This window comes from Janthinobacterium sp. TND4EL3 (genome assembly GCF_900156175.1).
Taxonomy (GTDB): Bacteria; Pseudomonadota; Gammaproteobacteria; order Burkholderiales; family Burkholderiaceae_D; genus Janthinobacterium.
Genome location: NZ_FTMV01000012.1, coordinates 98,306 through 121,054, shown reverse-complemented (window position 1 = coordinate 121,054; position 22,749 = coordinate 98,306). Strand labels below are relative to the sequence as shown.

At 64.2% G+C, this 22,749-nt stretch carries 21 protein-coding genes; 11 read left to right on the top strand and 10 right to left on the bottom strand.

The window, feature by feature from the left end:
- Positions 1-20: 20 nt before the first annotated feature.
- Both BXA07_RS18645 and BXA07_RS18640 read left to right on the top strand, forming a co-directional pair.
- Positions 21-362 carry a DUF6677 family protein gene (locus BXA07_RS18645; protein ID WP_076569732.1) on the top strand — a complete coding sequence of 114 codons (342 nt, stop codon included), beginning with the start codon at positions 21-23 and terminating at the stop codon, positions 360-362.
- Complete coding sequence (locus BXA07_RS18640) at positions 359-886, top strand: ribonuclease HI family protein (RefSeq protein ID WP_076569729.1); 528 nt, start codon at positions 359-361, stop codon at positions 884-886. Before BXA07_RS18645 ends, BXA07_RS18640 begins: the two co-directional genes overlap by 4 nt.
- Here BXA07_RS18640 and BXA07_RS18635 read toward each other — a convergent pair.
- From BXA07_RS18635 to BXA07_RS18625, 3 genes are all read right to left on the bottom strand, one after another.
- A complete protein-coding gene (locus tag BXA07_RS18635; RefSeq protein ID WP_076569726.1) occupies positions 883-2,520 on the bottom strand; it encodes a methyl-accepting chemotaxis protein in 1,638 nt (545 codons plus the stop codon). The genes BXA07_RS18640 and BXA07_RS18635 overlap by 4 nt on opposite strands.
- A gap of 109 nt (positions 2,521-2,629) precedes the next feature.
- Entirely contained in the window at positions 2,630-4,261 is a 1,632-nt protein-coding gene (locus BXA07_RS18630) for a methyl-accepting chemotaxis protein (protein ID WP_076569723.1), read from the bottom strand.
- Between the two features lie 217 nt (positions 4,262-4,478).
- Positions 4,479-4,970 (bottom strand): chemotaxis protein CheW, encoded by a 492-nt coding sequence (locus BXA07_RS18625; protein ID WP_076569720.1) that lies wholly within the window; start codon positions 4,968-4,970, stop codon positions 4,479-4,481.
- A 318-nt stretch (positions 4,971-5,288) separates the two neighbouring features.
- Here BXA07_RS18625 and BXA07_RS18620 point away from each other — a divergent pair, with 318 nt between their 5' ends.
- From BXA07_RS18620 to BXA07_RS18605, 4 genes are all read left to right on the top strand, one after another.
- On the top strand, positions 5,289-5,939 hold the full coding sequence (locus BXA07_RS18620) for an HD domain-containing protein (RefSeq protein WP_076569717.1): 651 nt from the start codon (positions 5,289-5,291) through the stop codon (positions 5,937-5,939).
- A gap of 119 nt (positions 5,940-6,058) precedes the next feature.
- Positions 6,059-7,348, top strand: a complete 1,290-nt coding sequence (locus BXA07_RS18615; RefSeq protein ID WP_076569961.1) for a TCR/Tet family MFS transporter — start codon at positions 6,059-6,061, stop codon at positions 7,346-7,348.
- 99 nt (positions 7,349-7,447) lie between these two features.
- Positions 7,448-8,269: a substrate-binding periplasmic protein gene (locus BXA07_RS18610; RefSeq protein ID WP_076569715.1), complete on the top strand. Its 822-nt coding sequence runs from the start codon at positions 7,448-7,450 to the stop codon at positions 8,267-8,269.
- A gap of 7 nt (positions 8,270-8,276) precedes the next feature.
- The gene (locus BXA07_RS18605) at positions 8,277-9,134 is read left to right on the top strand and encodes a DMT family transporter (RefSeq protein ID WP_076569713.1); all 858 of its coding nucleotides are present in this window, start codon (positions 8,277-8,279) and stop codon (positions 9,132-9,134) included.
- On the opposite strand, the gene BXA07_RS18600 is transcribed toward BXA07_RS18605, so the two are convergent.
- The gene (locus BXA07_RS18600; protein WP_076569711.1) at positions 9,131-11,074 is read right to left on the bottom strand and encodes a CocE/NonD family hydrolase; all 1,944 of its coding nucleotides are present in this window, start codon (positions 11,072-11,074) and stop codon (positions 9,131-9,133) included. The two genes, BXA07_RS18605 and BXA07_RS18600, sit on opposite strands and share 4 nt — an antisense overlap.
- Before the next feature lie 316 nt (positions 11,075-11,390).
- Between BXA07_RS18600 and trpS the strand changes: the two genes are divergently transcribed.
- The 4 genes from trpS (at position 11,391) to BXA07_RS18580 (ending at position 16,199) form a co-directional block, all read left to right on the top strand.
- Positions 11,391-12,467 (top strand): tryptophan--tRNA ligase, encoded by a 1,077-nt coding sequence (trpS, locus tag BXA07_RS18595; RefSeq protein ID WP_226941409.1) that lies wholly within the window; start codon positions 11,391-11,393, stop codon positions 12,465-12,467.
- Between the two features lie 124 nt (positions 12,468-12,591).
- Positions 12,592-14,181, top strand: coding sequence for a pyridoxal-dependent decarboxylase (locus BXA07_RS18590; RefSeq protein WP_076569709.1), 1,590 nt, complete (start codon positions 12,592-12,594; stop codon positions 14,179-14,181).
- 36 nt (positions 14,182-14,217) lie between these two features.
- A complete protein-coding gene (locus BXA07_RS18585) occupies positions 14,218-15,471 on the top strand; it encodes a voltage-gated chloride channel family protein (RefSeq protein ID WP_076569707.1) in 1,254 nt (417 codons plus the stop codon).
- Positions 15,468-16,199: a class I SAM-dependent methyltransferase gene (locus BXA07_RS18580; RefSeq protein WP_076569705.1), complete on the top strand. Its 732-nt coding sequence runs from the start codon at positions 15,468-15,470 to the stop codon at positions 16,197-16,199. Before BXA07_RS18585 ends, BXA07_RS18580 begins: the two co-directional genes overlap by 4 nt.
- An 8-nt stretch (positions 16,200-16,207) precedes the next feature.
- On the opposite strand, the gene BXA07_RS18575 is transcribed toward BXA07_RS18580, so the two are convergent.
- A complete protein-coding gene (locus tag BXA07_RS18575; RefSeq protein ID WP_083708391.1) occupies positions 16,208-16,765 on the bottom strand; it encodes a helix-turn-helix domain-containing protein in 558 nt (185 codons plus the stop codon).
- Between the two features lie 51 nt (positions 16,766-16,816).
- Here BXA07_RS18575 and BXA07_RS18570 point away from each other — a divergent pair, with 51 nt between their 5' ends.
- Positions 16,817-17,725, top strand: a complete 909-nt coding sequence (locus tag BXA07_RS18570; RefSeq protein WP_076569703.1) for a DMT family transporter — start codon at positions 16,817-16,819, stop codon at positions 17,723-17,725.
- Between the two features lie 302 nt (positions 17,726-18,027).
- Here BXA07_RS18570 and BXA07_RS18565 read toward each other — a convergent pair whose 3' ends face one another.
- From BXA07_RS18565 to BXA07_RS18545, 5 genes are all read right to left on the bottom strand, one after another.
- The gene (locus BXA07_RS18565) at positions 18,028-18,978 is read right to left on the bottom strand and encodes a cupin-like domain-containing protein (protein ID WP_076569701.1); all 951 of its coding nucleotides are present in this window, start codon (positions 18,976-18,978) and stop codon (positions 18,028-18,030) included.
- A gap of 53 nt (positions 18,979-19,031) precedes the next feature.
- The gene (locus tag BXA07_RS18560) at positions 19,032-19,619 is read right to left on the bottom strand and encodes a chemotaxis protein CheB (protein ID WP_076569699.1); all 588 of its coding nucleotides are present in this window, start codon (positions 19,617-19,619) and stop codon (positions 19,032-19,034) included.
- 227 nt (positions 19,620-19,846) lie between these two features.
- On the bottom strand, positions 19,847-20,590 hold the full coding sequence (locus tag BXA07_RS18555; RefSeq protein ID WP_076569697.1) for a DNA-binding protein: 744 nt from the start codon (positions 20,588-20,590) through the stop codon (positions 19,847-19,849).
- 140 nt (positions 20,591-20,730) lie between these two features.
- Positions 20,731-21,348: an LON peptidase substrate-binding domain-containing protein gene (locus tag BXA07_RS18550; protein WP_076569695.1), complete on the bottom strand. Its 618-nt coding sequence runs from the start codon at positions 21,346-21,348 to the stop codon at positions 20,731-20,733.
- Between the two features lie 51 nt (positions 21,349-21,399).
- Entirely contained in the window at positions 21,400-22,638 is a 1,239-nt protein-coding gene (locus BXA07_RS18545; RefSeq protein ID WP_076569956.1) for a DEAD/DEAH box helicase, read from the bottom strand.
- Positions 22,639-22,749 lie beyond the last annotated feature (111 nt).

The window sequence follows — 22,749 nt, the reverse complement described above, 5'->3', positions numbered from 1 at the left end:
TTCCCTTACAAAAGGCGCGCATGAGCGGCTCCTCTCTTTCCAAACGTCATCTCGCCCTGCTGCTGTCGGCCCTCGTGTTTCCCGGCAGCGGGCATTTCTTACTAAAACGCAAGGCACGCGGCTGCCTCTTCCTCGTGCCGGCCCTGGTCGCACTGGCGCTCGTATTGCGCCAGATCATGGCACGATTGGACCAGGTCATGGCACAGATCGACAGCGGCGCCCTGCCCCTCGACGTGCAGCTGATCATGGAAAAAGTCGACGCGCTGTCGGTCAATGACGGCCCCGCCATGACGGTGGCCGTTTGTGTGCTGGTGGCGTGCTGGATAGGCAGCCTGATCGACACCTTGCTGATCAAGCCATGACGGCGGAGGCAGAGGCGCGCAAACTGCGCAAAGAGGCGAGGATGCAGGCGCGCCGCGCCCAGCTGGCGCTCAAGCGGCAGGACGACGGCGGCCCGCTGGCCTGGCGCGGCTGGTTCGACGGTTCCGCCCACCCGAACCCTGGCAAGCTGGGCATAGGCGCACTGCTGCTGGGGCCGAACGGCGAACGCATCGAAGTGAGCGAAGCGGCCGGCCATGGCAGCAGCAGCGACGCGGAGTATGCGGCCCTGACGGCCGTGCTGCAGGCGGCACTCAAGGTGCGCCCGCCGCCCGTGCAACTGCTGCTGTACGGCGACAGCCAGGTGGTGATCAATGACGTGCTGGGAACGACGCCGGTCGGCGCCAAGGGCCTGGAAGTACAAAGGGCCAGCGTAGTGGCCCTGCTGCAGCAATTCAATGATGTCAGCTTGCGCTGGCTGCCGCGCCACAGGAATGGCGAGGCGGACCGGCTGTCCCAGCTGGCGGTCGCCGGCTGGAAGGAAAATCCTCCACTGCCGGACGATTAAGCGGCGCGGCCGATCCGCAACGCTTCTTGCTGTGCCTTGGCCGCCGGACGCTTGACGCCGTTCAAACCGCTGACACTGGCCTGCTGGGCATTGAGCTTGAACACGCTGACCACTTGCGCCAGGTTGTGCGCCTGGTGCTGCATCGATTCGGCCGCGGCCGCCGACTCTTCCACCAGCGCCGCATTTTGTTGCGTCACGGCATCCATCTGGCCGATGGCGCGGTTGATCTCGTCGATGCCCACGCTTTGCTCGCTGCTGGCGGCCGTGATTTCCGTGATGATGTCGCTCACGCGCTGCACGCTGTCGACGATGTCGTTCATGGTCGAGCCGGCTTGCGCCACCAGCATGCTGCCCGCGTTGACTTGCTCCACGGACGCGCCGATCAGGGTCTTGATCTCCTTCGCGGCCGAAGCGGAACGCTGGGCCAGGTTGCGCACTTCGGACGCCACGACGGCAAAGCCGCGGCCCTGTTCGCCCGCGCGGGCCGCTTCCACGGCCGCATTCAGGGCCAGGATGTTGGTCTGGAAGGCGATGCCGTCGATGACGCTGATGATGTCGACAATCTTGTTCGACGACGTATTGATCGATTCCATCGTGCCCACCACCTGCGCCACCACTTCGCCGCCCTTGACGGCCACTTGCGCCGCCGAAGCCGCCAACTGGTTCGCCTGGCGCGCATTGTCCGCATTCTGTTTCACGGTCGACGTCAATTCTTCCATCGACGAGGCGGTTTCTTCCAAGGAACCGGCCTGCTCTTCCGTGCGGGAAGACAGGTCTTGATTTCCGGCGGCAATCTGCGTCGAGGACGTCGCGATGCTGTCCGTGCCGCTGCGCACTTCGCCCACGATATTGAGCAGGCTGGTGTTCATATCCTTCAGCGCCTGCAGCAATTGCCCCGTTTCATCCTTGGCGCTGGCGTCGATCTGCGCCGTCAGGTCGCCATCGGCCACCTTGCGGGCGATCTCGACGGCCGTGCGCAGGGGCCGCACGATGCCCATCGTCAAGACCCAGGCGCAGGCGATACCGAAGGCCAGCGCCAGCGCGGCCAGCACCAGCATCAGGTTGCGGCTGGTCTTGGCCACTTCGTCGATCTCGCGCGCGGTGGCGTCGATGCTGGCACGCTGGTGCTCCAGCATGTTCATGATGACTTTCTGGTATTTCGTCGATCCGGGCACGAAGACGGCCTGGAAGGCCTTGTCCGCCTCTTCCGTCTGCCCGGCCGCCTTCAGCTTCGATACTTGCTCACGAGCATCCAGATACACCTTGCGCATGTCGCTGACCTGGCGGAACAGTTCCGTTTCTTGCGGGCCAGAAATCAGGGCTTCGATTTTCTTTTGCAGCTCACCCGAGACGACGGACGACTGTTTCGCTTCTTCCGCGAAATACGGTCCCAGCGAGGTGTCGGAACTGCGCACGATGGCCGTGGTGCGGCGGATGCCGCTGTCGATCTTGCTGTACCAGTCAGAAATATAGCGTTCCTTCGCCAGCGGCTGCTCCATCATGGTGCGCGTGGCCGTGGCCACGTCGTGCAAACGCCACACGCTGATGCCGGTAATGACCATGGAAAACAGTAAAATGACGGCAAAACCGAGGCCGAGGCGCACACCAATACTGACGTTTCTTAACAAATTCATGTGAATATCCTAAAAAGCGGAACCAGACTACATAAGAGGGAAGGCTGAACAAGGCAGCCAGCGCAGCAGGCAAACGCTGCCGCGCTCGCCACTGGTCGTGCAAGAACGCTTAGCCGAGGCGCAAGGCGCGCGGCGGTGCTTCCTTGCCTGCCGGGCGTTGCACCCCCTTCAAGCTGCCGGCACCGGCCTGCCCGGCGTTGAGCTTGAAGACGCTGACCACTTGCGCCAGCTTGTGCGCCTGGTGCTGCATCGATTCGGCCGCAGCCGCCGACTCTTCCACCAGCGCCGCATTTTGTTGCGTCACAGCATCCATCTGGCCGATGGCCCGGTTGATCTCGTCGATGCCCACGCTTTGCTCGCTGCTGGCGGCCGTGATTTCCGTGATGATGTCGCTCACGCGCTGCACGCTGTCGACGATGTCGTTCATGGTCGAGCCGGCCTGCGCCACCAGCATGCTGCCCGCGTTGACCTGTTCCACGGACGCGCCGATCAGGGTCTTGATCTCCTTCGCGGCCGAAGCGGAACGTTGCGCCAGGTTGCGCACTTCGGTCGCCACGACGGCAAAGCCGCGGCCCTGTTCGCCCGCGCGGGCCGCTTCCACGGCCGCATTCAGGGCCAGGATGTTGGTCTGGAAGGCGATGCCGTCGATGACGCTGATGATGTCGACAATCTTGTTCGACGACGTATTGATCGATTGCATCGTGCCCACCACCTGCGCCACCACTTCGCCGCCCTTGACGGCCACTTGCGCCGCCGAAGCCGCCAACTGGTTCGCCTGGCGCGCATTGTCCGCATTCTGTTTCACGGTCGACGTCAGCTCTTCCATCGACGAGGCGGTTTCTTCCAGGGAACCGGCCTGCTCTTCCGTGCGGGAAGACAGGTCTTGATTTCCGGCGGCAATCTGCGTCGAGGACGTCGCGATGCTGTCCGTGCCGCTGCGCACTTCGCCCACGATATTGAGCAGGCTGGTGTTCATGTCTTCCAGCGCCTGCAGCAGCTGCCCCGTTTCATCCTTGGCGCTGGCGTCGATCTGCGCCGTCAGGTCGCCATCGGCCACCTTGCGGGCGACGTCCACGGCCGTGCGCAGGGGACGCACGATGCCGGCCGTCAACAACCACGCGCAAACGACGCCAAAGGCCAGCGCCAGGGCCGACAGCAGCAACAGCAGATTGCGGCTGGTGCTGGCGATCTCGTCGATCTGGCGCGCCGTGGCGTCGATGGTGGCGCGCTGGTGTTCCAGCAAGCCGTAGACCATCTTCTGGTATTTGGCGGCGGCGGGAACGAAGGTCTTTTCAAATACTTCGTTGGCGGCCTCGGACTGGGACTCGCCCTTGAGCTTGTAAACCTGGTCGCGCGAGCCGACATAGACTTCGCGCAATTCCAGCAAGCCGGCAAACATGGCCTGCTCTTTCGGGTCCTTCAGCAAGGCCGCGATCTTCTTTTGCAGGACCGCGGAGCTGGCGGACGACACTTTCGACTCTTCGGCGAAATAGCCGCTCAGCGAAGTGTCGCTGCTGCGGGCGATGGCGATCGTGCGGCGCACGGCGCTGTCGATGCGCGTATACCAGTCGGAAATATAGCGTTCCTTGGCCAGCGGCTCTTCCATCATCGTGCGCGTGGCGCTGGCCACGTCATGCAAACGCCAGACACTGATGCCGGTGATGATCATGGAAAACAGCAAAATAATGGCAAAACCCAAGCCCAGTCGTACCCCGATGCTGACGTTTCTTAACAAATTCATGTGAACTATCCTAATATCCTGAAGAGAGGCCCTGCAGCCAGCGCCAGTGACAGCAAGGCAGACGCCGCCAAACCTGGGCTGACAAGTAAACTGGCGCACGGTTCGGTTGAACCGTGCGCCAGGAAAATGCGCTAGCGTGCTCCCTGCGGAAACGATATGCAATACTTAATGTCAATAGTTTTTGACAATATGCAGGGAAATCCTGTTCATTGCGGCATTACGCCGCCAGTTTCTCGATCAAACCCATGTCGGCGCTGGACATCAGCTGGTCGATATCGACCAGGATCAGCATGCGCTCGTCGATGGTGCCCAGGCCGATCACGTATTCCGTGTTGATCGAGCGCCCCATGTCCGGCGCCGGCTTGATCTGTTCCGGCAGCAAGGTCGTGACGTCGGAGACGCGGTCGACCACCATGCCGACGACGCGGTTGCCGATATTGAGGATGATGACGACGGTGAACTGGTCATAGCTGGGCGTGCCCAGGTTGAACTTGATGCGCATGTCGACGATCGGCACGATGATGCCGCGCAGGTTGACCACGCCCTTGACGAACTCGGGCGCGTTGGCGATGCGGGTCGGCGTTTCATAGCTGCGGATTTCGCTGACCTTCTGGATATCGATGCCGTACTCTTCCTGGCCCAGGGTAAAAGCCAGGTATTCGGCGGCCTTGGCGACGGCCGTACCAGTGTCGCTGGAAATGGTGCTCATGATGTTCCTTTAATTAAATATGTCGCCCGGGGCTACAGGCCAAGGCGCCCTGCGCGCATGCCATGGACGTGGGAAGAGCCGACAAACGAACGGTTCCCGCCTGTTTGTTGTGCAAATACTTTCTTGTAATTAGCTTAGACTTCTAATTTCCGTGCGGCAATGTTACCCTATGTAAATATTACATGCACTAAAAAAGAGCATCGGGCGCCATGTAGCGTTGCCAGGGAAAAACAAAACCGGCGCGCCCGCGCGGCGTCCACGCCACCGTGCCCGGCGATTCATGCCACACTGCGTGCTTTGCCTTAGAAAAGTCTGAACATGCACTCCTTGCTTTCCCAATGGCAACCACGCCTGCTGGCGCTAGCCACGGCCGGCCTGGGCGACGACAGCGCCCACGACATCAACCATTTGCACCGCGTGTGGCGCAACGCCGCCGTCCTGCTGCAAGAGCATGGGCAGGCCGATGCGCTCACCGTGATGGCCGCCTGCTATCTGCATGACCTGGTCAACCTGCCGAAAAACCACCCCGAGCGCCATCTGGCCTCGCGCCAGGCCGCCGCGCTGGCTTGCCGCCAGCTGGCGCAGCTCGATTTCCCGGCAGACAAACTGGCCGGCGTGGCCCACGCCATCGAGACGCACAGTTTTTCCGCCAACCTCCCGCCGCACACCATCGAAGCGCAGATCGTGCAGGATGCCGACCGCATCGACGCGCTGGGCGCCGTCGGCCTGGCGCGCCTGTTCTACACGGCCGCGCGCATGGACAGCGCCCTGGCGCATGGGGCGGACCCGCTGGCCCGGCACCGCGAACTCGACGACAAGGCATACGCGCTCGACCATATCGTCACCAAGCTCGACAAACTGCCCGGCAAGATGCAGACGGCGGCCGGCCGCGCCCTGGCCGAACAGCGCCTGGCCGTGCTGACGGATTTCCGCGCCGCCTTTGCCGACGAATGGGGCATGAGCGCATAACATTGGTGGCGATAGCCAGCATGGCCCATGCTGTCTATAATGCAAGCCTCAGCGATCGCGCCGCGCGCCAGCAGACCACTGCAAGGCGCCGGCGCCTTGCCAACGCGCCGAAAGCATGCATGTCCGATAAAACCAGCCCCGACAGTCATTTGCCGCCCTCGCCAGCCGCGCCTGAGCGTGCCGGCAATCTCAACTTCATCCTCGTCTGTGTCTTCATCGACATGCTGGGCATCGGCCTGGTCGTGCCCGTGCTGCCCATCCTGATCGGCGACTTTGTCAGCGGCAAGGATGCGCAGGCATTCTGGTACGGCATCATGGCGGCCGTCTTCGGCTTGCTGCAGTTCATCTTCATGCCCATGCTGGGCGCCATCAGCGACCGCGTGGGGCGCCGCCCCGTGCTGCTGTACTCGATGGCCGGCATGGGCGTCAATTTCCTCGCCACGGGCTGGGCGCCCAACCTGGCCTGCCTGTTCATCGGCCGCATCATCGGCGGCGTCTCGTCGGCCAGCATGTCCGTGGCCTCGGCCTACGCCTCCGACATTTCCACGCCAGACAACCGCGCCAAGAGCTTCGGCAAGATCGGCGCCGCCTTCGGCCTGGGCTTCATCTGCGGTCCCATGCTGGGCGGCCTGCTGGGCGAAATCAATCTGCACCTGCCGTTCTACGTGGCGGCCGGCCTGTCGGCGGCCAACTTCATCTATGGCTATTTCTTCGTGCCCGAATCGCTGGCGCGGGGCCCCGGCCCCCGCCCGCCCTTCACCCTGGCGCGCATCAACCCGTTCGCGGCCCTGCTCAAGCTGGCGCGCCGCGTGGAAATCCGCGGCCTGGTGGTGGCCTTCGGCCTGATGACGTTCGCGCAAATGATGCTCAACACTACCTGGGTGCTGTACACGCATTTCCGCTTCGACTGGACGCCGCGCCAGAACGGCATCGCCCTCTTCTGCGTGGGCCTGTGCGCGGCCGTCGTGCAGGCGGGCTTGCTGGGCATGCTCATCAAGCGCTTTGGCGAGGTGCGCTTGTCCTTGCTGGGCATGGCATCGGGCGCCCTCACCTACCTGCTGTACGGCCTGGCCACGCAGGGCTGGATGATGTACGCCTTGATCCTGTGCAACCTGCTGGCCTTTGCCGCCGGTCCCGCCCTGCAAGGCATCATCTCGAAGTCATCGGGCGCCGGCGAACAGGGTGAACTGATGGGCTCCCTGCAATCGATCAGCAGCCTCGGCATCATCATCATGCCCTTGCTGGGCAGCATGATCCTGGGCGAAGTGAGCCACCTGCCGGCGCAGGACTGGCGCATCGGCAGCACCTTCTATCTGTGCGCCATCATGCAAACCCTGGGCATCATCGTGGCCTGGCGCTACTTCCAGGCGCAGCGCCAGGCCAGGCTTGCGGTTTCCACCACAAAGTAGTCGGCAGGATAATATTGCATTTGAGAAATAAATAGGCGAAAATGGACAATCCGCCGCGCGTCACCGACGCCCGGCATTCGATGGTGAGCAAGGATGGGTATGACTGACTTTTATTCCAGCGCCTGGCGCCGAACCGTGGCCATGCTGGCGCTGGCGCTGCCGTCGCTGGCGGCGGCGCAATGCTCGCGCGACATCCAGGTGCCCGTCTCGGCCATCGGCGCCAGCGTGGTGATCAATGGCGCCACGATCAGCGGCATCTACCCTGACTTGCTGCGCAGCATGGGGGCCAAGCTCGGCTGCAACTTCATCTTCACGCCCGTGCCCCGCGCGCGCCTGGAAGCCATGTTCGAGGCAGGCAAGGCGGACCTGCTGATTCCCGCCAGCAGCACGCCGCGGCGCGACCAGCACGGCCTGTTCATTCCCCTGATGGGCAACCGCCCCCTGCTGATCTCGCTGCAGGGGACGCGCGCGCCCATCAACACCATGCAGGAACTGATCGAACGGCGCGAGCTGCGCGTGGCCCTCGTGCGCGGCTACGACTATGGCGTGTCCTACCAGGCGCTGGCCAAGGAATTGAGCAGCCAGGGCCGCCTGTTCTATGAAGTCGACGCCCTGTCCGTGGCGCGCCTGATGCAAAGCGGCTTCATCGACGCCACCATCATGAGTCCCACCATCCTGGCCGGCGTGGCGCAGAACGATGCGCGCGTGTATGGCCTGGCCGACCGTTTGCGCCTGGAAGCCTTGCCGGAATTGCCATGGGGCATGAGCGGCGTCTACCTGTCGCGCAAGTCGCTGACGGCGGAAGACCAGGCGGCCCTGCGCGAACTGCTGGAAAAAGCGGGCCGCTCGGGCACGCTGATGGAGGGTTTCCAGCGCCATCACCGCCAGGAACTGCTGTCGCTGAGCATACGCCCCCGCTAAGGCGCCCATGTCCGGCCTGGTCGTCGCCGTCGTGCTGTTTGCCGCCCTGCTGCATGCCAGCTGGAACGCCATCGTCAAGGCGGGCAAGGATACCTTCCTCACGACCGTGCTGGTCTCCGCTGGCGCGGCCCTGATCTCGCTGGCGGTCTTGCCCTTCGTCAATACTCCCGCTCCCGCCAGCTGGCCTTACCTGGCAGCCTCCTCCGTGGCACAGCTCGCCTATTACTCGCTGCTGGCGGCCGCCTACAAGGCGGGCGACATGAGCCACGCCTATCCCCTGATGCGCGGCAGCGCGCCGCTGCTCGTGGCGCTGGCCAGCTGGCCGCTGATCGGCGAACGCCTTTCTTCCATGCAGATGGGCGCCGTCGCCTGCATCAGCGCGGGCATCTTTGCCCTGTATTTTGCCGCGCGCACGCCCGCCATGCCTGGCATCGCGCAAAGCGCAGGGCGCGCCACGGCCTTTGCGCTGGGCAACGCCTGCGTGATTGCCAGCTATACCCTCATCGACGGCATCGGCGTGCGCCTGTCCGGCGCGCCGGCCGCCTACACGATGTGGATTTTTGTGCTGAACGGCGCCGGACTGCTGCTGTGGACCTTGCTGCGCCGCCGCGCCGGCTTGTTTGCGTATGCGCAAACGCAATGGCAGCTGGCCGCCTTCGGCGGCTTCGGCACCCTGGCCTCGTACGGCCTGGCCCTGTGGGCCATGACGCAGGCGCCCGTGGCCGCCGTCGCGGCCCTGCGCGAAACGTCGATCCTGTTCGCCATCGCCATTGCGGCGCTGTTCCTGCGCGAAAAAATCAGCTCCCGCCGCTACCTGGCCATCGCCCTGATCGCGGCGGGCGCCATCCTCATGCGAATCGCTTAGCGGGCGTCGAGCGGCGCGATCGGCAATTCGATCGCGCTGGCCGCCCCTGCCGCGTGGTACACGCGCTGCGTCGCCTTCTTGTAATCGCCTGGCTGGGCCAGGAAGATGTTCGGCACGAAGGTTTGCGGGTTGCGGTCGTACAGGGGGAACCAGCTCGACTGCACTTGCACGGCAATGCGGTGGCCGGGCAGGAAAACGTGATTCGCGTTCGGCAAGGCGAAACGGTAGCGCTCCACTTTACCGGCCGGTATCGGCGTCGGGTGCTCGAAGCTGTCGCGGTAACGGCCACGGAAGATGTCCATCGCCACGCCCAGCTGGTAGCCGCCCATGGCCGGCTGCGACGGCACTTCGTCCGGATACACGTCGATCAGTTTCACCACCCAGTCCGCATCCGTGCCGCTGGTGGCGGCAAACAGCTTGACCACGGGCGCACCGGCGATGCGCACGGCCTCCTGCAACGGCTCGGAAATGTAGCTGAGCACGTCCGTGCGGTCCGCATAGCCGCGCTGGTCGCTGACCAGCCAGGGTTTCCACTGCTCGCCGTCGCCGAGGCGCACGGGACGCGCGACGAAGGGCACGGGTTTGGCCGGATCGGCCACGTATTCGTCGAAAGCGCCTTGCGCCGCATCCGCAGCGCCCGCTGGCGCCGCAAAACCCAGCCTGGAACCGTCTTGCAGGTAGATCGGCGTCAGCTTGGTGTCGCAGGTCTCGCAAGCCAGCGGCCACTGCTGCAGGCGCTGCCACTGGTTCGTGCCGCTCTGGTAGGACACGACGGGCGCCGTGTTCGCCTCCGGCGCGCCATCCTTCAGGTATTGATTGAGGAATGGCTGCATGACTTTTTCGCGGAACTGGCGCGCCGTGTCGCCGTCGAACTTCAGGGCGCCCAGGCTGGAACCGTCATAGTTGACGCCGCTGTGGCGCCACGGGCCGATGGCCAGGTAATTGAGGTTGTTGCGCTTGTCGCGCCCTTCCATCGCCGCGTAGCTGGCATAGGCGCCATAGATATCTTCCTGGTCCCACTGGCCCACCACATGCATGGTGGGCACGATCAGCGGACGCTTGGCGAGGATTTTATCGAGCGCCTGTTCCTGCCAGTAACTGTCATAGGCCGGATGCTCGAACAGCTTTTTCGTGTACGCCAGCTTGTCGATGCCGAATTTCTTCGCGTAATCACCGGCCGAGCCGATGCGCAGATAGGCGTCGTACTCGTCATAGACGCCCAGCACGGGCGACTCGGCGCTGCCGCGCACGCTCGTCTGCCACGCCAGGTAGGACAGGCTCGGCATGCGGAAGGCGCCGTTGTGGAACCAGTCGTCGCCGCGCCAGCCATCGACCATGGCGCTCATGGGGATGGCTACCTTCAGCGCCGGATGCGGATCGACCAGGGCCATCAGCACCGTATGGCCCTCGTACGAGGAACCCAGCATGCCCACCTTGCCATTGCTTTCGGGAACATTCTTCGACAGCCAGTCGATGGTGTCCCACGCATCGGTCACGTTGTCGACCTTGGTATTGTTGAGCGGGCCGCGCACGGGGCGCGTCATCACGTAATCGCCTTCGGAGCCATGCTTGCCGCGCACGTCCTGGAATACGCGGATGTAGCCGTTTTCCACGAGGGTATCGTCGCCCTGCGGCAAGGTGGCCAGCATGCTGGCGCTCGACGCGCGCTGGGCCCGGCGGGCCGCATTGTACGGCGTGCGCGTGAGCATGATGGGCGCCCGTTTGGCGTCCTTTGGCACGACGATCACCGTGTACAGCTTGACGCCGTCGCGCATGGGAATCATCACCACGCGCTTGACGTAATCATTGACATCCGGCATGACCAGCCTGGCGCCGATGTCGGGCGTCATGGGGGGCGTTTGCGCCATCGCGGGCGCGGCAAACAGGGAACTGATAACAAAAGCCAGGCCGGTGAGCCGGACGGGGGACGACACGCGCATACTGTTCTCCAATGATTCATGCCACGCAAAAGTGGCCGAATGGCAATAGTACCCGGAAAGCAAGTTCCGCAACAGGCAAGCCTGTGACGCGGCGCAGCAGATAAATCGGAGCGCAACTTGACAGAACGCGCCTGAACTGCAACCATAACGCCATGAAATTTATCCCGTCACAACACGCCTGCTTGAATTGGTGGTCCCGCTCACTTTCGCGCGGCCACTCTATAGTGATGTGAATTTGATCCACGCCGCCTCGATCGGTGGCGTAACAGGCTCAGCCTGGATCATCCCCGATGCAGGCGGCTCAAAAGGAAACTTGATGAGCTTGCCTAATACCCCCGATACCCCCGACACCGACAACACCCCGGCAGCACCGCTGTCGGCTGCCGCCATCGCTTCGCAATCCGTGATCCTGACGGGCGACCGCCCGACCGGCCCATTGCACCTGGGCCACTTCGTCGGCAGCCTGCGCGACCGCGTCGCCTACCAGAACAGCTACAAGCAATTCATCATGCTGGCCGACGCGCAGGCGCTGACGGACAATATGGACGACATCGACAAGGTGCACCGCAACGTCGTCGAAGTGGCGCTCGATTACCTGGCCGTCGGCATCGACCCGACGAAGACCACGGTCTTCATCCAGTCGCAGATCCCGGAACTGGCCGAGCTGACGTTTTACTACCTGAACATCGTCACCGTGGCGCGCCTCGAACGCAACCCCACCGTCAAGGAAGAAATCCGTTTGCGCGGCTTCGAGCGCGACATCCCGGCCGGCTTCCTGACCTACCCGGCCAGCCAGGCGGCCGACATCACGGCCTTCAAGGCGGGCGTGGTGCCCGTGGGCGAAGACCAGATTCCGATGATCGAGCAGACGAATGAAATCGTGCGCCGCTTCAACCGCATGTACAACCGTGAAGTATTGATGGAATGCAAGGCGCTGGTGCCCGATATCGGCCGCCTGCCCGGCATCGACGGCAAGGCGAAGATGAGCAAGTCGCTGGGCAACACCATCAACCTGGGTGCGACGCCGGCCGAAATCACGGCTGCCGTGAAAAAAGTCTACACGGACCCGCTGCACCTGCGCGTGGAAGACCCGGGCCACCTGGAAGGCAATGTGGCCTTCACTTACCTGGACGCCTTCGACCCGGAAAAAGCGGCGCTGGCCGAAATGAAAGCCCATTACGTGCGCGGCGGCCTGGGCGACAGTATCGTCAAGAAGCGCCTGGACGTGGTCTTGCAGGAATTGCTGGCGCCGATCCGCGCCCGCCGCGAAGAATTCGCCAAGGACAAGGGGCAAGTCATCCAGATGCTCAAGGAAGGTACCTTCAAGGCGCGCGAAGTGGCGGCCCGCACGGCCGATGAAGTCAAGTCGGCGCTGGGCCTGAATTACTTCTGATTATCATTTACCAATAGCAAACTGATGCGCCTTGGCGGAGTCGGGTAAAATCCCGCTTTCGCCAGGGCGCAATGCATTTGGCACCGTGGCATCAGCAATCAGTAGAGAAGAAGACAAACGCGCAATGACCGATACCGCTATCGAACGGCTGCTGCAGCAGCATTTTTCCATCGATGCGCTGCAGCAGGCGCCCGCGCCCCTGCAGCAGGCGCTGCGCATGCTGGGCGGCTGGCTGGCCGCCGGACGCGACACGGCCTACCCGCACACGCCCTACACGGAACTGCTGACGCAGCTGTCCGACATCAGCCTGCCCGCACACGGCATGCCCGTGGCCGATTTCCTGCAAGAACTTGACGCCACCGTGCTGGCCAATACGGCCCAGCTGAACCACCCGCTCTACATCGGCCACATGACGCAGGCCCTGCCCTGGATCAGCGTGCTGGCCGAGGCGTTCACGGCCACCCTGAACCAGAACCAGGTCAAGATCGAGACGGCGTATGTGTCGACCCTGATCGAAAAGCAGATCCTCGGCTGGCTGCACCGCCAGGTGTACCGGCAGCCGGATGCGGTCTACGCGCAGGCCATGGCCGCCACCAGCGGCGCGCTGGGCAATGTCGTCAATGGCGGCACCATGGGCAACCTGACGGCGCTGGCCGTGGCGCTGGAAAGCCAGTTGCCCGGCACGCGCAAGCGCGGTTTGTTTGCCGCCATGCAAGAATCCGGCTACGCGGGACTGGCCGTGATCGGCTCGGCCCGCAGCCATTATTCCGTGAAAAAGGCGCTGGCGACCCTGGGCCTGGGCGAAAACGCCCTGCACCTGGTGGCCGTCGACCGCGACAACCGCATCGACATCGCCGCGCTGGAAGCCACCATTGCCGATTTAAACTTGCGCAAGATCAAGGTCGTCGCCATGATCGGCATCGCCGGCACGACGGAAACAGGCGCCATCGACCCGCTGGCCGCGATGGCGGCCATTGCCGCGCGGGAAAACATCTGGTTCCACGTGGATGCGGCCTGGGGCGGCGCCCTGCTGATCGCGGAACAATACCGCCCCCTGTACGACGGCATCGCCCTGGCCGACTCCGTCGTCATCGACGGGCACAAGCTGCTGTGGGTGCCGATGGCGCAAAGCATGGTGCTGTTCAAGGACAGCGCCAGCCTGAACCTGTTGAAGCACAACGCCAACTACATCCTGCGCGACAACTCGGGCGACCTGGGCCAGACCTCGCTGGAAGGCTCGCGCCGCTTTGACGCCTTGAAACTGTGGACTTCGTTCAAGGTGCTGGGCGTGTCCGGCTACACGACCCTGCTGCGGCAGGCGGCCACCCTGTCCGGCCAGTTGCAGGATTTATTGGCCGACCAGCAGGATTTCGAGCTCGTCACGCGCTCCGACACCTTCATCCTGACCTACCGCTACGTACCCGCGCCCTTGCGCCAGCGCATGGACAGCTTGCTGGCCGGCGGCCAGGTGGAGGCGGCGACCGAGCTGAACAAGCAACTGAACACCTTGACCGCCAAGCTGCAAAACCGGCAAAAGGCCGAAGGCCACAGCTTTGTCTCGCGCACGGTGCTCGAATCGACGCGCTACCCCGGCCCGACGAATGTATTGCGCGTGGTCATGACGAATGTCAAGACGCGGCCCCACCACCTGCGCGCCATCCTGGCCGAACAGCGGGCCATCGGCCAGGCGCTGGTGGCGGAACTGGGCCTGTAAGGAAACACCCACCCATCAGCCTTGACTGGATGCCCGATGCACCGCCTGAGCGCCCTCGCCGATCTGCTACAGCATCTGTTGAAATGGCTGCTGCTGGCCTTTGTCGTCGCCGTGCTGGCCGGCACGGCCTCGGCCGCTTTCCTGGCCGCCTTGGACTGGGCCACGCGCACGCGCCTGGCGCACGCCTGGCTGATCTGGCTGCTGCCCGTGGCGGGCTTTGCCGTCGGCTGGCTGTACTTGCGCTACGGCAGCAGTGTCGAGGGCGGCGCGAACCTGCTCATCGATGAAATCCACGATCCCAAGAAAATCATTCCGTTGCGCATGGCGCCGCTGGTGCTGGGCGGCACCGTCATCTCGCATCTGTTCGGCGCCTCCGTCGGGCGCGAAGGCACGGCCGTGCAGATGGGGGGCGCGCTGGCCGACCAACTCACGCGCATGTTTCACCTGCACAATGAAGACCGCCGCATCATCCTGATGGCCGGCATCAGCGCCGGCTTTGCCTCCGTCTTCGGCACGCCGCTGGCGGGCGCCCTCTTCGGCCTGGAAGTGCTGGCCATCGGCCGCTTGCGCTACGAAGCCATGCTGCCCTGCCTGGCTGCCGCCGTCATCGCCGACCAGGTGGTCCTGCTGTGGGGGCCGCTTTTGCACATTGGCCATACGCATTACGCCGTGCCCTTGATTCCCGCCCTCTCCGCCTGGACCTTGTCCGCCATGGTGATCGCGGGCGTGCTGTTCGGCGTGACCGGTAAACTGTTTGCGCAAGCCACGCACGGCTTGAGCGGCTTGATGAAGCGCAAGATTGCCTACGCCCCCCTGCGCCCGCTGGCAGGCGGCCTCGTCGTCGCGCTCGCCGTGTGGCTGCTGGGCACCGACCGCTATATCGGCCTGGGCATCCCCACCATCGTCGACGCCCTCCAGCAGCCTCTGCCCGCGTGGGATTTCCTCGGCAAGATGGCGTTTACCATCGTCTCGCTGGGCACCGGTTTCAAGGGCGGCGAAGTCACGCCCCTGTTCTTCATCGGCGCGACCCTGGGCAATGCGCTGGGGCCTGTGCTGCACCAGCCCGTCGCCTTGCTGGCCGCCATCGGCTTCGTCGCCGTGTTTGCGGGTGCCGCCAACACACCGATCGCCTCGACCCTGATGGCGATGGAACTGTTCGGCGCGGACATCGGTGTGTACGCGGCCATCGCCTGCGTCGTCGCCTACCTGTTTTCCGGCCATGCGGGCATTTACCGGGCGCAACGCGGCGGACATGCCAAGCGCCAGCCGGCCAAGGATCTCGACACATGACACAGAACATCTACGACAACGACGCCTTCTTCACGGCCTATAGCCAGCTGCCCCGCTCCGTTGGCGGCCTCGACAGCGCTCCCGAATGGCCCGCCCTGCGCGCCATGCTGCCCGATTTGCAGGGTAAAAGCGTGCTCGACCTGGGCTGCGGCTATGGCTGGTTCTGCCGCTGGGCGGCAGAACAGGGTGCACAGCGGGTCTTGGGCGTGGACGTGTCGGAAAAGATGCTGGCGCAGGCGAATGCCATGGGGACGCACGCGTCCGTCGGCTATGCGCGGCTGGATCTGGAACAACTGGCCTTGCCGCCGGCCAGCCATGATCTCGTCTACAGTTCGCTCGCCTTCCACTACATCGAGGATTTTGCCGCCCTGCTGGCCGCCATCCGCGAAGGCTTGAAGCCGGGCGGCAAGCTGGTGTTTTCCATCGAGCATCCGATCTTCATGGCGCCGCGCCAGCCTGGCTGGCTGACGGATGGGCAAGGCCGCAAGACCTGGCCCGTCGACAGCTACCAGCGGCAAGGAGCGCGCGTGTCGGACTGGCTGGCGCCCGGCGTGATCAAGCAGCACCGCACCCTGGGCACGACCATCAATGCGCTGCTGCAAGCGGGTTTCCAGCTGGAACATGTGGAAGAATGGGGACCGAGCGACGAACAGGTGGCGCAGCAGCCGGCCCTGGCGGAAGAGCGGGAACGGCCGATGCTGCTACTTGTCGGCTGCGGCCGGCCGTAACTGCGCCCTCAGCTGGCCACATTGCGCGTAAAGCGCACGGGGACCTCGCCCGCATTCACATAGCTGTACGCTTGCGCGCTGCTGAACACAAAAAAATCGCCCGTGGCCAGCTGCCGCGTTTCCGCCGCCAGCACGAGCTGCAGCATTCCTTCCAGCACGTAGAGCATTTCACTGAAACCGGCCGGATCGGCTTGCGCATCGTAGCGCTCGCCCGGCGCCAGGGTCCACGACCACAATTCCACCTGGCGGCTGGCGGGCGCCGCGCCCAGCAGCACGGCCTGGCTCGCCTGCGATGCGCTTTGCCACATCAGTACGCGCAGGCTGTCGTGCGGCCGCTGCGGCGGCTGCACCAGGTCGACGAAGGCGACACCCAGCGCCGCCGCCACGTGGTCGAGGTTGGCCAGGCTGATATTGGTGCTGCCCGCCTCGACGCCATTGACCATGCGCCGGCTCAGGCCGGACTGGCGCGCCAGTTCCTCCTGGCTGAGGCCGGCGGCCTGGCGCAAGCGCCGCAGATTGGTGGCCAGGTGTGCCAGCACGCCACCGGCCTCGGCTTGACTGCGCAATATATTGCTCCTATTATGATGGGAAATATTTTGCTCATAGCATAGCCTCCCATGAAAACACACGCAAGTCCCCCACCCGCCCTCGGCCTGCCCGAACTGGCCCTGATCGCCATCACCTTCATCTGGGGCGGCACGTTTCTCGTCGTGCAGCATGCCGTGACGGTCAGCGGCCCGCTGGCCTTCGTGGCCGCCCGCTTTGCCGTGGCCGCCAGCATCGGCGCCCTGATTTGCCGGGGCCAGCTGCGCCAATTGACGAAGCCGGAGTTGCTGACGGGAATGGCCATCGGCGTGAGCATCTTTGGCGGCTATGCACTGCAAACCTATGGCTTGATGCATATCACGAGCAGCAAATCGGCCTTCATCACGGCCTTCTATGTGCCCATCGTGCCGCTGGTGCAATGGCTGGTCTTCAAGCAGCGGCCCCGTCCGGCCGTGTGGGCGGCCGTGGCGCTGGCGTTCGTGGGATTATTATTGCTGACGGGCACGGATGGCCTGAACATGGCCTTCGGCAAGGGCGAAGTGATGACGGCCGTGGGCGCCATCGCGATCGCGCTGGAAATTATTCTGATCAGCCGCGTCTCGCCGCAATTGAACATCTTGCGCGTGACCATCGTGCAGCTGGCGACCGCATCCCTGATCGCCCTGCTGCTGATGCCCGTCATGGGCGAAGCGCCGCCGGTGCTCGGCAAGACCTTCATCCTCAGCGTGCTGGCCCTGGGCTGCGCCAGCGCGCTGATCCAGTATGTGATGAACTGGGCGCAAAAGCGCATTTCCGCCACCAAGGCCACCTTGATCTATGCGGGCGAGCCAGTGTGGGCTGGCGTCATCGGCCGCATCGCCGGCGAACGCCTGCCGGCCCTGGCCATCGTGGGGGGCATATTGATCATTTGCGCGGGCATCCTCAGCGAGTGGCGGCCGAAGCGCAGCATGCCCGATACAGCCAAGGCGGTGCAACCGTAAGCCGGCATGGATGGCCTGCATTGAGCAATATCAAGCGGCCAGCATCGACCCGGCGTGCCGGACTTTCAGCGCACACCCATCTCGTCCAGCCAGCCAGGCACGCCCAGCGCATGGGCGGCCCGCACCAGGCTCGCTTGTTCTTCCGCGCTGGCATGCCGTAATTCGGCCGCGACCGATTCCAGTGCGGCAATATCGGCATCAGGATCGCCTTCGTCCTGGCCTTCGATGTAAGTGGTGGCAAGTATCAGTGCGCGGGCCAGGGTATCGATATGCTGCTCCAGTAGTGGTTTAACAATGAGGGGTCAATCGGTGGCACGCCGCAGCGCCGTATTTCCCCGCAAGGCCAGCGGCACGGCCCTGGCCCAGCGGTTCGACGACAGGGAAAACGTCAGCGCGCGCACCTGGTGGTACCAGCCGGCGGGCACGTACAGCATGTCGCCCGGTTCGACGAGGCATTCGATCATGGCCGCCTGGCTTGCTAAGGGGAAACGCTGGAAATCGGGCGCTTCCGGGTCGAAGGGCGAACCGAACAGGATGGCGTTCGCCTCGCTGGGATACAGAAATTCGTCATGGTGCGGCGGCGACAAAAAGATGCGCTTGCGGCCCCACACCTGGGCGAAGATATTGTCGTCGTAATCGCAATGCAAGGGCGTCACCGTGCCGGCCGGCCCCACCCAGAAGCGCGGCGGGCCCATCTTGTCGAAATACGTGGGCCAGTGGCACAAACGGTTCAGCTCGCGCAATTCCAGGTTGCCCAGGTACGGCGGCAAGGCGTGCGTCCCCTCTGCCACCAGGTCCAGATATTGCCCCATCGACATATCCTGCATGGCGCGGTCGGCCGCGAACGCCGTGTTGATGTAGTCGCCCACCCGCGCCCGCACGGGCACGTGGCTGAACTGCTCGCGCAACACCTCTGGCCCCAGTGCCGACAGGGGCCAGCGCTGCACCAGTCCGCGCATCAGGAAGGGCAAGCCCAGCGCGGCCCGCGCGCGGAAGGCGGCGGCGCCCAGCATGGCCAGGCGCGGCACTTCGGTGATGGCGGGCAAGCCCCGCGCCGCCTGCCTGATGGCTTCGCGCATGGCGTCGATGGAGGTGACGCCGCGCACCTGCGCATCCTTGTCTTCGCGCGCCTGCTTGTGCGCGAGGGCCGCTTCGGGCGAACTGAATTCTGCTGGCGGGCGCGGCGGCAGCGTGCGCGGCGGCGTGACTGGCGGCATTTGCCACGGGGCAGATGAATTTTTCTCTACTGACATAAACCTTCTTTGCTATCGATGCCTTGCGCGGCAGCGGCCCGGCGTGCGCTATTTTAAGCGAATGCGGCCTGGCCGGTGCCGGCCAGCGCCAGCAGCACGGGAGCGATGCCCGCGAGGGGCAAACGCCAGTCCACGTCCACATGGGCCAGCGCCCTTTGCGGCATCGCAGGGGCTTGCGCCTCCCGTGGCTCCTGCACCAGCGCCTTGCCGCCACAGGCCTTGATCGTCCGCAAGCCGTCCGTGCCGTCATCGAGATAGCCGCCGAGGATCACGCCCGCCACCTTCGGCCCGAAAACGGCGGCCGCGCTGCGAAACAGCGGGTCGATGGCGGGACGCGTGTGGTGCTCCATGGCACCCCGGCTCAGCTCGATGGTAGCCCGGCCAGCCAGCCCGGTGACGAGCATGTGCCGGTCCGGCGGCGCCAGCAGGACGCACCCGGCCCGCACGGCTTCGCCCGTTGCGGCAAAGCGCACGGGCAAGGCGGAGTGTTTATCGAGAATATCAGGCAGCACGCTCTTGCGCGCCCCCACGTGCATGACGGCCAGGATGGCTGCAGGAAAACTCGCCGGCAAGGCGGCAAAGATGGTGGACAGCGCATTCACGCCGCCCACGGAAGCCCCCATGACGATCAGCGTTACCATGCCAGCCCCTTACGCCCACATCCGTGGATTCTGCAGCGCTTCGCATCATGATTCCGTGCGCCGTCTAACACTGTACGCCGCGTCAGACACGCCTCCACGACGCATCGGCGCCTGGCAAAAGCGTCGCGAGCGGAAGGGAGAGGTGGCCGAGAAGCGCAACCGCACTGACGTGCGGTGAGCATCGCAGGCCGCCTATGCCGACGCGCAGCAGCTTAGGCCAGGCGTCCTCAGACAGGGGTCTTGAAGATGGGATCGACGATAAACTGCTGCGCCTTGATGCGCAGGGTGCGCTCCTCGTCCAGTTCGGCGCGCGTCTCGCCCAGCTCTTCGCGTTCCGCTTCCAGTTCCAGGCGCACGGCGGCCAGTTCCGTTTCCACGCGCGTCAGGCTTTCCAGTTTCAGCTGAACCTGGATCAGTTCCGCGCGGGCCGCTTCCGCCGCCTCTTCCAGGCGCGGGATGCCTTCGAGCTTGAACTGCGCCTTGGCCAGGTCCATGCGCGCCTGCTCGGCCGCCTCTTCCAGGCGCGGCAAGCCCTCCAGGCGCAGCTGCGCCTTGGCCAGGTCCGTTCGGGCCTGGTTCGCCACTTGCCGCTCGCGTTCGAGTTCCTCGCGCAAGGTTTCCAGCTCGCCCGCCTGCAAGTCGAGCAGCTCTTGCTGGCGCTCGTTCTCGCTGGCCAGGTCCATCAATTCCTGTTGATTGTCGTTCATCTCGGCTTCATGCGCACTGTGGCTGGCGCTTAGTTCCTGCCCTACGTAATCGAGTATGGCTTGCTGCAGCACGGGCGACAGCTCGGCTGCGGCGGCGATCCGGCGCTGCGCCCCGGCCTTGCGGCGTTGCAAGAGCTTGCTGATGGTGCCCAGGCAGGCGCCGTTGCCCAGCCGCTCGCGCAGCGCGCGCACCGTGATGGCCTGGCCCTCGGCCGCCATCGCTTCCATTGCCGCATTGATTTGTTCCGCGCTTACTTTTGCCATGTCATCTGCTCTTGAATGTTGCCCAGGGCAATCTTGCCCAGGGGCATTATCTTATGCCAGCAGAGCCAAAGCGTAAAGTATTTCTCAATAGAAATTGCATTTGCACAACGGAATCATGTGCAGCCATGCGGCTTGGCGCCTTATTCTTCCAGCAGGCCGTTTTCGGTCAGCATATCCTGCACCAGTTCCAGGCGCAGCACGGGATTGTCTTGGCTCAGCAGCAACTGCTTTTGCATGGCGTTCAGCGACAGCAGCTCGCACCAGCGGTTCGCCACCCAGCCGCATTCATCGAGTCGGTACGGCGGCTGCAAGGGCATTTGCTCGGGCGGGATTTTTTGCTCCTGCAGGGTGCGGATCAGGGCGCCCAGGGCGTCGGCCACGTTTTGCTGCTCCCGGGGGATGGGAATGGCCTTATCGGGTGGCAAGGTCTCAATTTGCCCCATCCACAAGCCATTTTTCAGCTGTTCGCTGGAGACGATGTGGAAGCGCTGCATGCCCATGCATTTGATTTGCAGCAAGCCCGACAGGGGCGCGGCCCAGTCGACGACGCGCGCCAGGGTGCCCACGGGCGCCAGGGTTTCCAGCTGGCCCGGCTTGCGCACTTCCGCGCCGTCCAGCAGCTGCACCACGCCGAACGGCTGCTCGCCCATGATGCATTTTCGTATCATGTCCAGGTAGCGCACCTCGAAGATCTGCAGCGGCAGATAGCCATCGGGATACAGCACCGTATTGAGCGGGAACAAAGGTATCGAGGTCATGACGCATGATGGCACGAATGCGATATCCGTGCTGCCCGCCTCGTGCGTCCTTTACTTATAGAAACGGCGCTTTTTCGCCCGCTCGGCCGCCTTCGGCGCCAGCACTTTCACGATCTTTTTCTGGATCGTGCCGCCGGCCGAGGTGCCCGGCACGCGGTGCTCGGCCTCAAAACCCGGCTCCTCGCTGCGTTTGAGGGTTTGCCGCGTCAGCGCTTCCACGGCCGACAGCAGTTCGACTTCATCGGCGCAGACGAGCGAGATCGCTTCGCCCGACGCGCCCGCGCGGCCCGTGCGGCCGATGCGGTGGATATAATCTTCCGCCACGGTGGGCAAGTCGAAATTGACGACGACGGGCAATTGATCGATATCGAGGCCACGGGCGGCCACGTCGGTGGCCACCAGCACCTGCACCTCGGCAGATTTGAAGCGGGCCAGCGCGCGCAGGCGGTTCGGCTGGGTCTTGTCGCCGTGGATGGAATCGGCGCGCACGCCCTGCTCCAGCAAGGTATTGACCAGCAGTTCGACGCCCTTGCGTGTCTTGACGAAGACGAGGACCTGGCCCCAGCGCTTTTTCTTCAGCAAGTGCAAGAACAGTTCCGGCTTGCGTTTCTTGTCGCACACGATGACCGACTGCTTCACAGCCTTCACCGTGCTGTTGCGCGCGCTGACCTCGACCGAGACGGGGTCCTTCAGCATGGTCTTTGCCATGGCGCGGATGGCGTCCGAGAACGTGGCCGAGAACAGCAAGGTCTGGCGCTGCTTGGGCATCGTCATCAGCAATATATCAAGTTCGCGCTCGAAACCGAGGTCCAGCATGCGGTCGGCCTCGTCCAGCACCAGCGTCTGCACTTGCTCGAACTTGACGGCGCCCTGCGTCTGCAAGTCGAGCAAGCGGCCCGGCGTGGCCACCAGCACGTCGAGGCCCTTGCGCAGCTTGCTGATCTGCGGCTCGATGGGCACGCCGCCGTAGGCAACGAAGCTGCGCAGCGGCAAATTGCCGCCATAGCTGCGGAAGCTCGCATAGACTTGCTCGGCCAGCTCGCGCGTGGGCACCAGCACCAGCACGCGCACGCACTGGGGCGCCACCACGCCTTCCAAGGTCAGGCGCTGCAGCAGCGGCACGGCAAAGCCGGCCGTCTTGCCCGTGCCCGTCTGTGCGGCGGCCATCAGGTCACGCCCCGCCAGCACGGCCGGAATGGCCTGCGCCTGCACGGGCGTAGGCTTGGCATAGCCGAGCTCATCGAGTTTGCGGACCAGGGGATCGATCAGGCCGAGGGAGGAAAACGTCATGGGGAAAGCAATCTTGGCAAAGTAAAAGGCGGCGCGCACGGGCTGGCCGCGCGCGCAATTGCCGAGATTATAGGCCAGCGGGGATGCCGGCCGGGGTTTCACCGCGAAAAC

Coding starts and splice junctions, on each gene's coding strand:
- BXA07_RS18590 (WP_076569709.1), top strand. CDS start 12,592: ATGACCGATACCGCTATCGAACGGCTGCTGCAGCAGCATTTTTCCATC.
- BXA07_RS18570 (WP_076569703.1), top strand. CDS start 16,817: ATGAAAACACACGCAAGTCCCCCACCCGCCCTCGGCCTGCCCGAACTG.
- BXA07_RS18545 (WP_076569956.1), bottom strand. CDS start 22,638: ATGACGTTTTCCTCCCTCGGCCTGATCGATCCCCTGGTCCGCAAACTC.
- BXA07_RS18600 (WP_076569711.1), bottom strand. CDS start 11,074: ATGCGCGTGTCGTCCCCCGTCCGGCTCACCGGCCTGGCTTTTGTTATC.
- BXA07_RS18580 (WP_076569705.1), top strand. CDS start 15,468: ATGACACAGAACATCTACGACAACGACGCCTTCTTCACGGCCTATAGC.
- BXA07_RS18605 (WP_076569713.1), top strand. CDS start 8,277: ATGTCCGGCCTGGTCGTCGCCGTCGTGCTGTTTGCCGCCCTGCTGCAT.
- BXA07_RS18610 (WP_076569715.1), top strand. CDS start 7,448: ATGACTGACTTTTATTCCAGCGCCTGGCGCCGAACCGTGGCCATGCTG.
- BXA07_RS18635 (WP_076569726.1), bottom strand. CDS start 2,520: ATGAATTTGTTAAGAAACGTCAGTATTGGTGTGCGCCTCGGCCTCGGT.
- BXA07_RS18615 (WP_076569961.1), top strand. CDS start 6,059: ATGTCCGATAAAACCAGCCCCGACAGTCATTTGCCGCCCTCGCCAGCC.
- BXA07_RS18620 (WP_076569717.1), top strand. CDS start 5,289: ATGCACTCCTTGCTTTCCCAATGGCAACCACGCCTGCTGGCGCTAGCC.
- BXA07_RS18630 (WP_076569723.1), bottom strand. CDS start 4,261: ATGAATTTGTTAAGAAACGTCAGCATCGGGGTACGACTGGGCTTGGGT.
- BXA07_RS18560 (WP_076569699.1), bottom strand. CDS start 19,619: ATGGTAACGCTGATCGTCATGGGGGCTTCCGTGGGCGGCGTGAATGCG.
- BXA07_RS18645 (WP_076569732.1), top strand. CDS start 21: ATGAGCGGCTCCTCTCTTTCCAAACGTCATCTCGCCCTGCTGCTGTCG.
- BXA07_RS18555 (WP_076569697.1), bottom strand. CDS start 20,590: ATGGCAAAAGTAAGCGCGGAACAAATCAATGCGGCAATGGAAGCGATG.
- BXA07_RS18550 (WP_076569695.1), bottom strand. CDS start 21,348: ATGACCTCGATACCTTTGTTCCCGCTCAATACGGTGCTGTATCCCGAT.
- BXA07_RS18585 (WP_076569707.1), top strand. CDS start 14,218: ATGCACCGCCTGAGCGCCCTCGCCGATCTGCTACAGCATCTGTTGAAA.
- BXA07_RS18625 (WP_076569720.1), bottom strand. CDS start 4,970: ATGAGCACCATTTCCAGCGACACTGGTACGGCCGTCGCCAAGGCCGCC.
- BXA07_RS18565 (WP_076569701.1), bottom strand. CDS start 18,978: ATGTCAGTAGAGAAAAATTCATCTGCCCCGTGGCAAATGCCGCCAGTC.
- BXA07_RS18640 (WP_076569729.1), top strand. CDS start 359: ATGACGGCGGAGGCAGAGGCGCGCAAACTGCGCAAAGAGGCGAGGATG.
- trpS (WP_226941409.1), top strand. CDS start 11,391: ATGAGCTTGCCTAATACCCCCGATACCCCCGACACCGACAACACCCCG.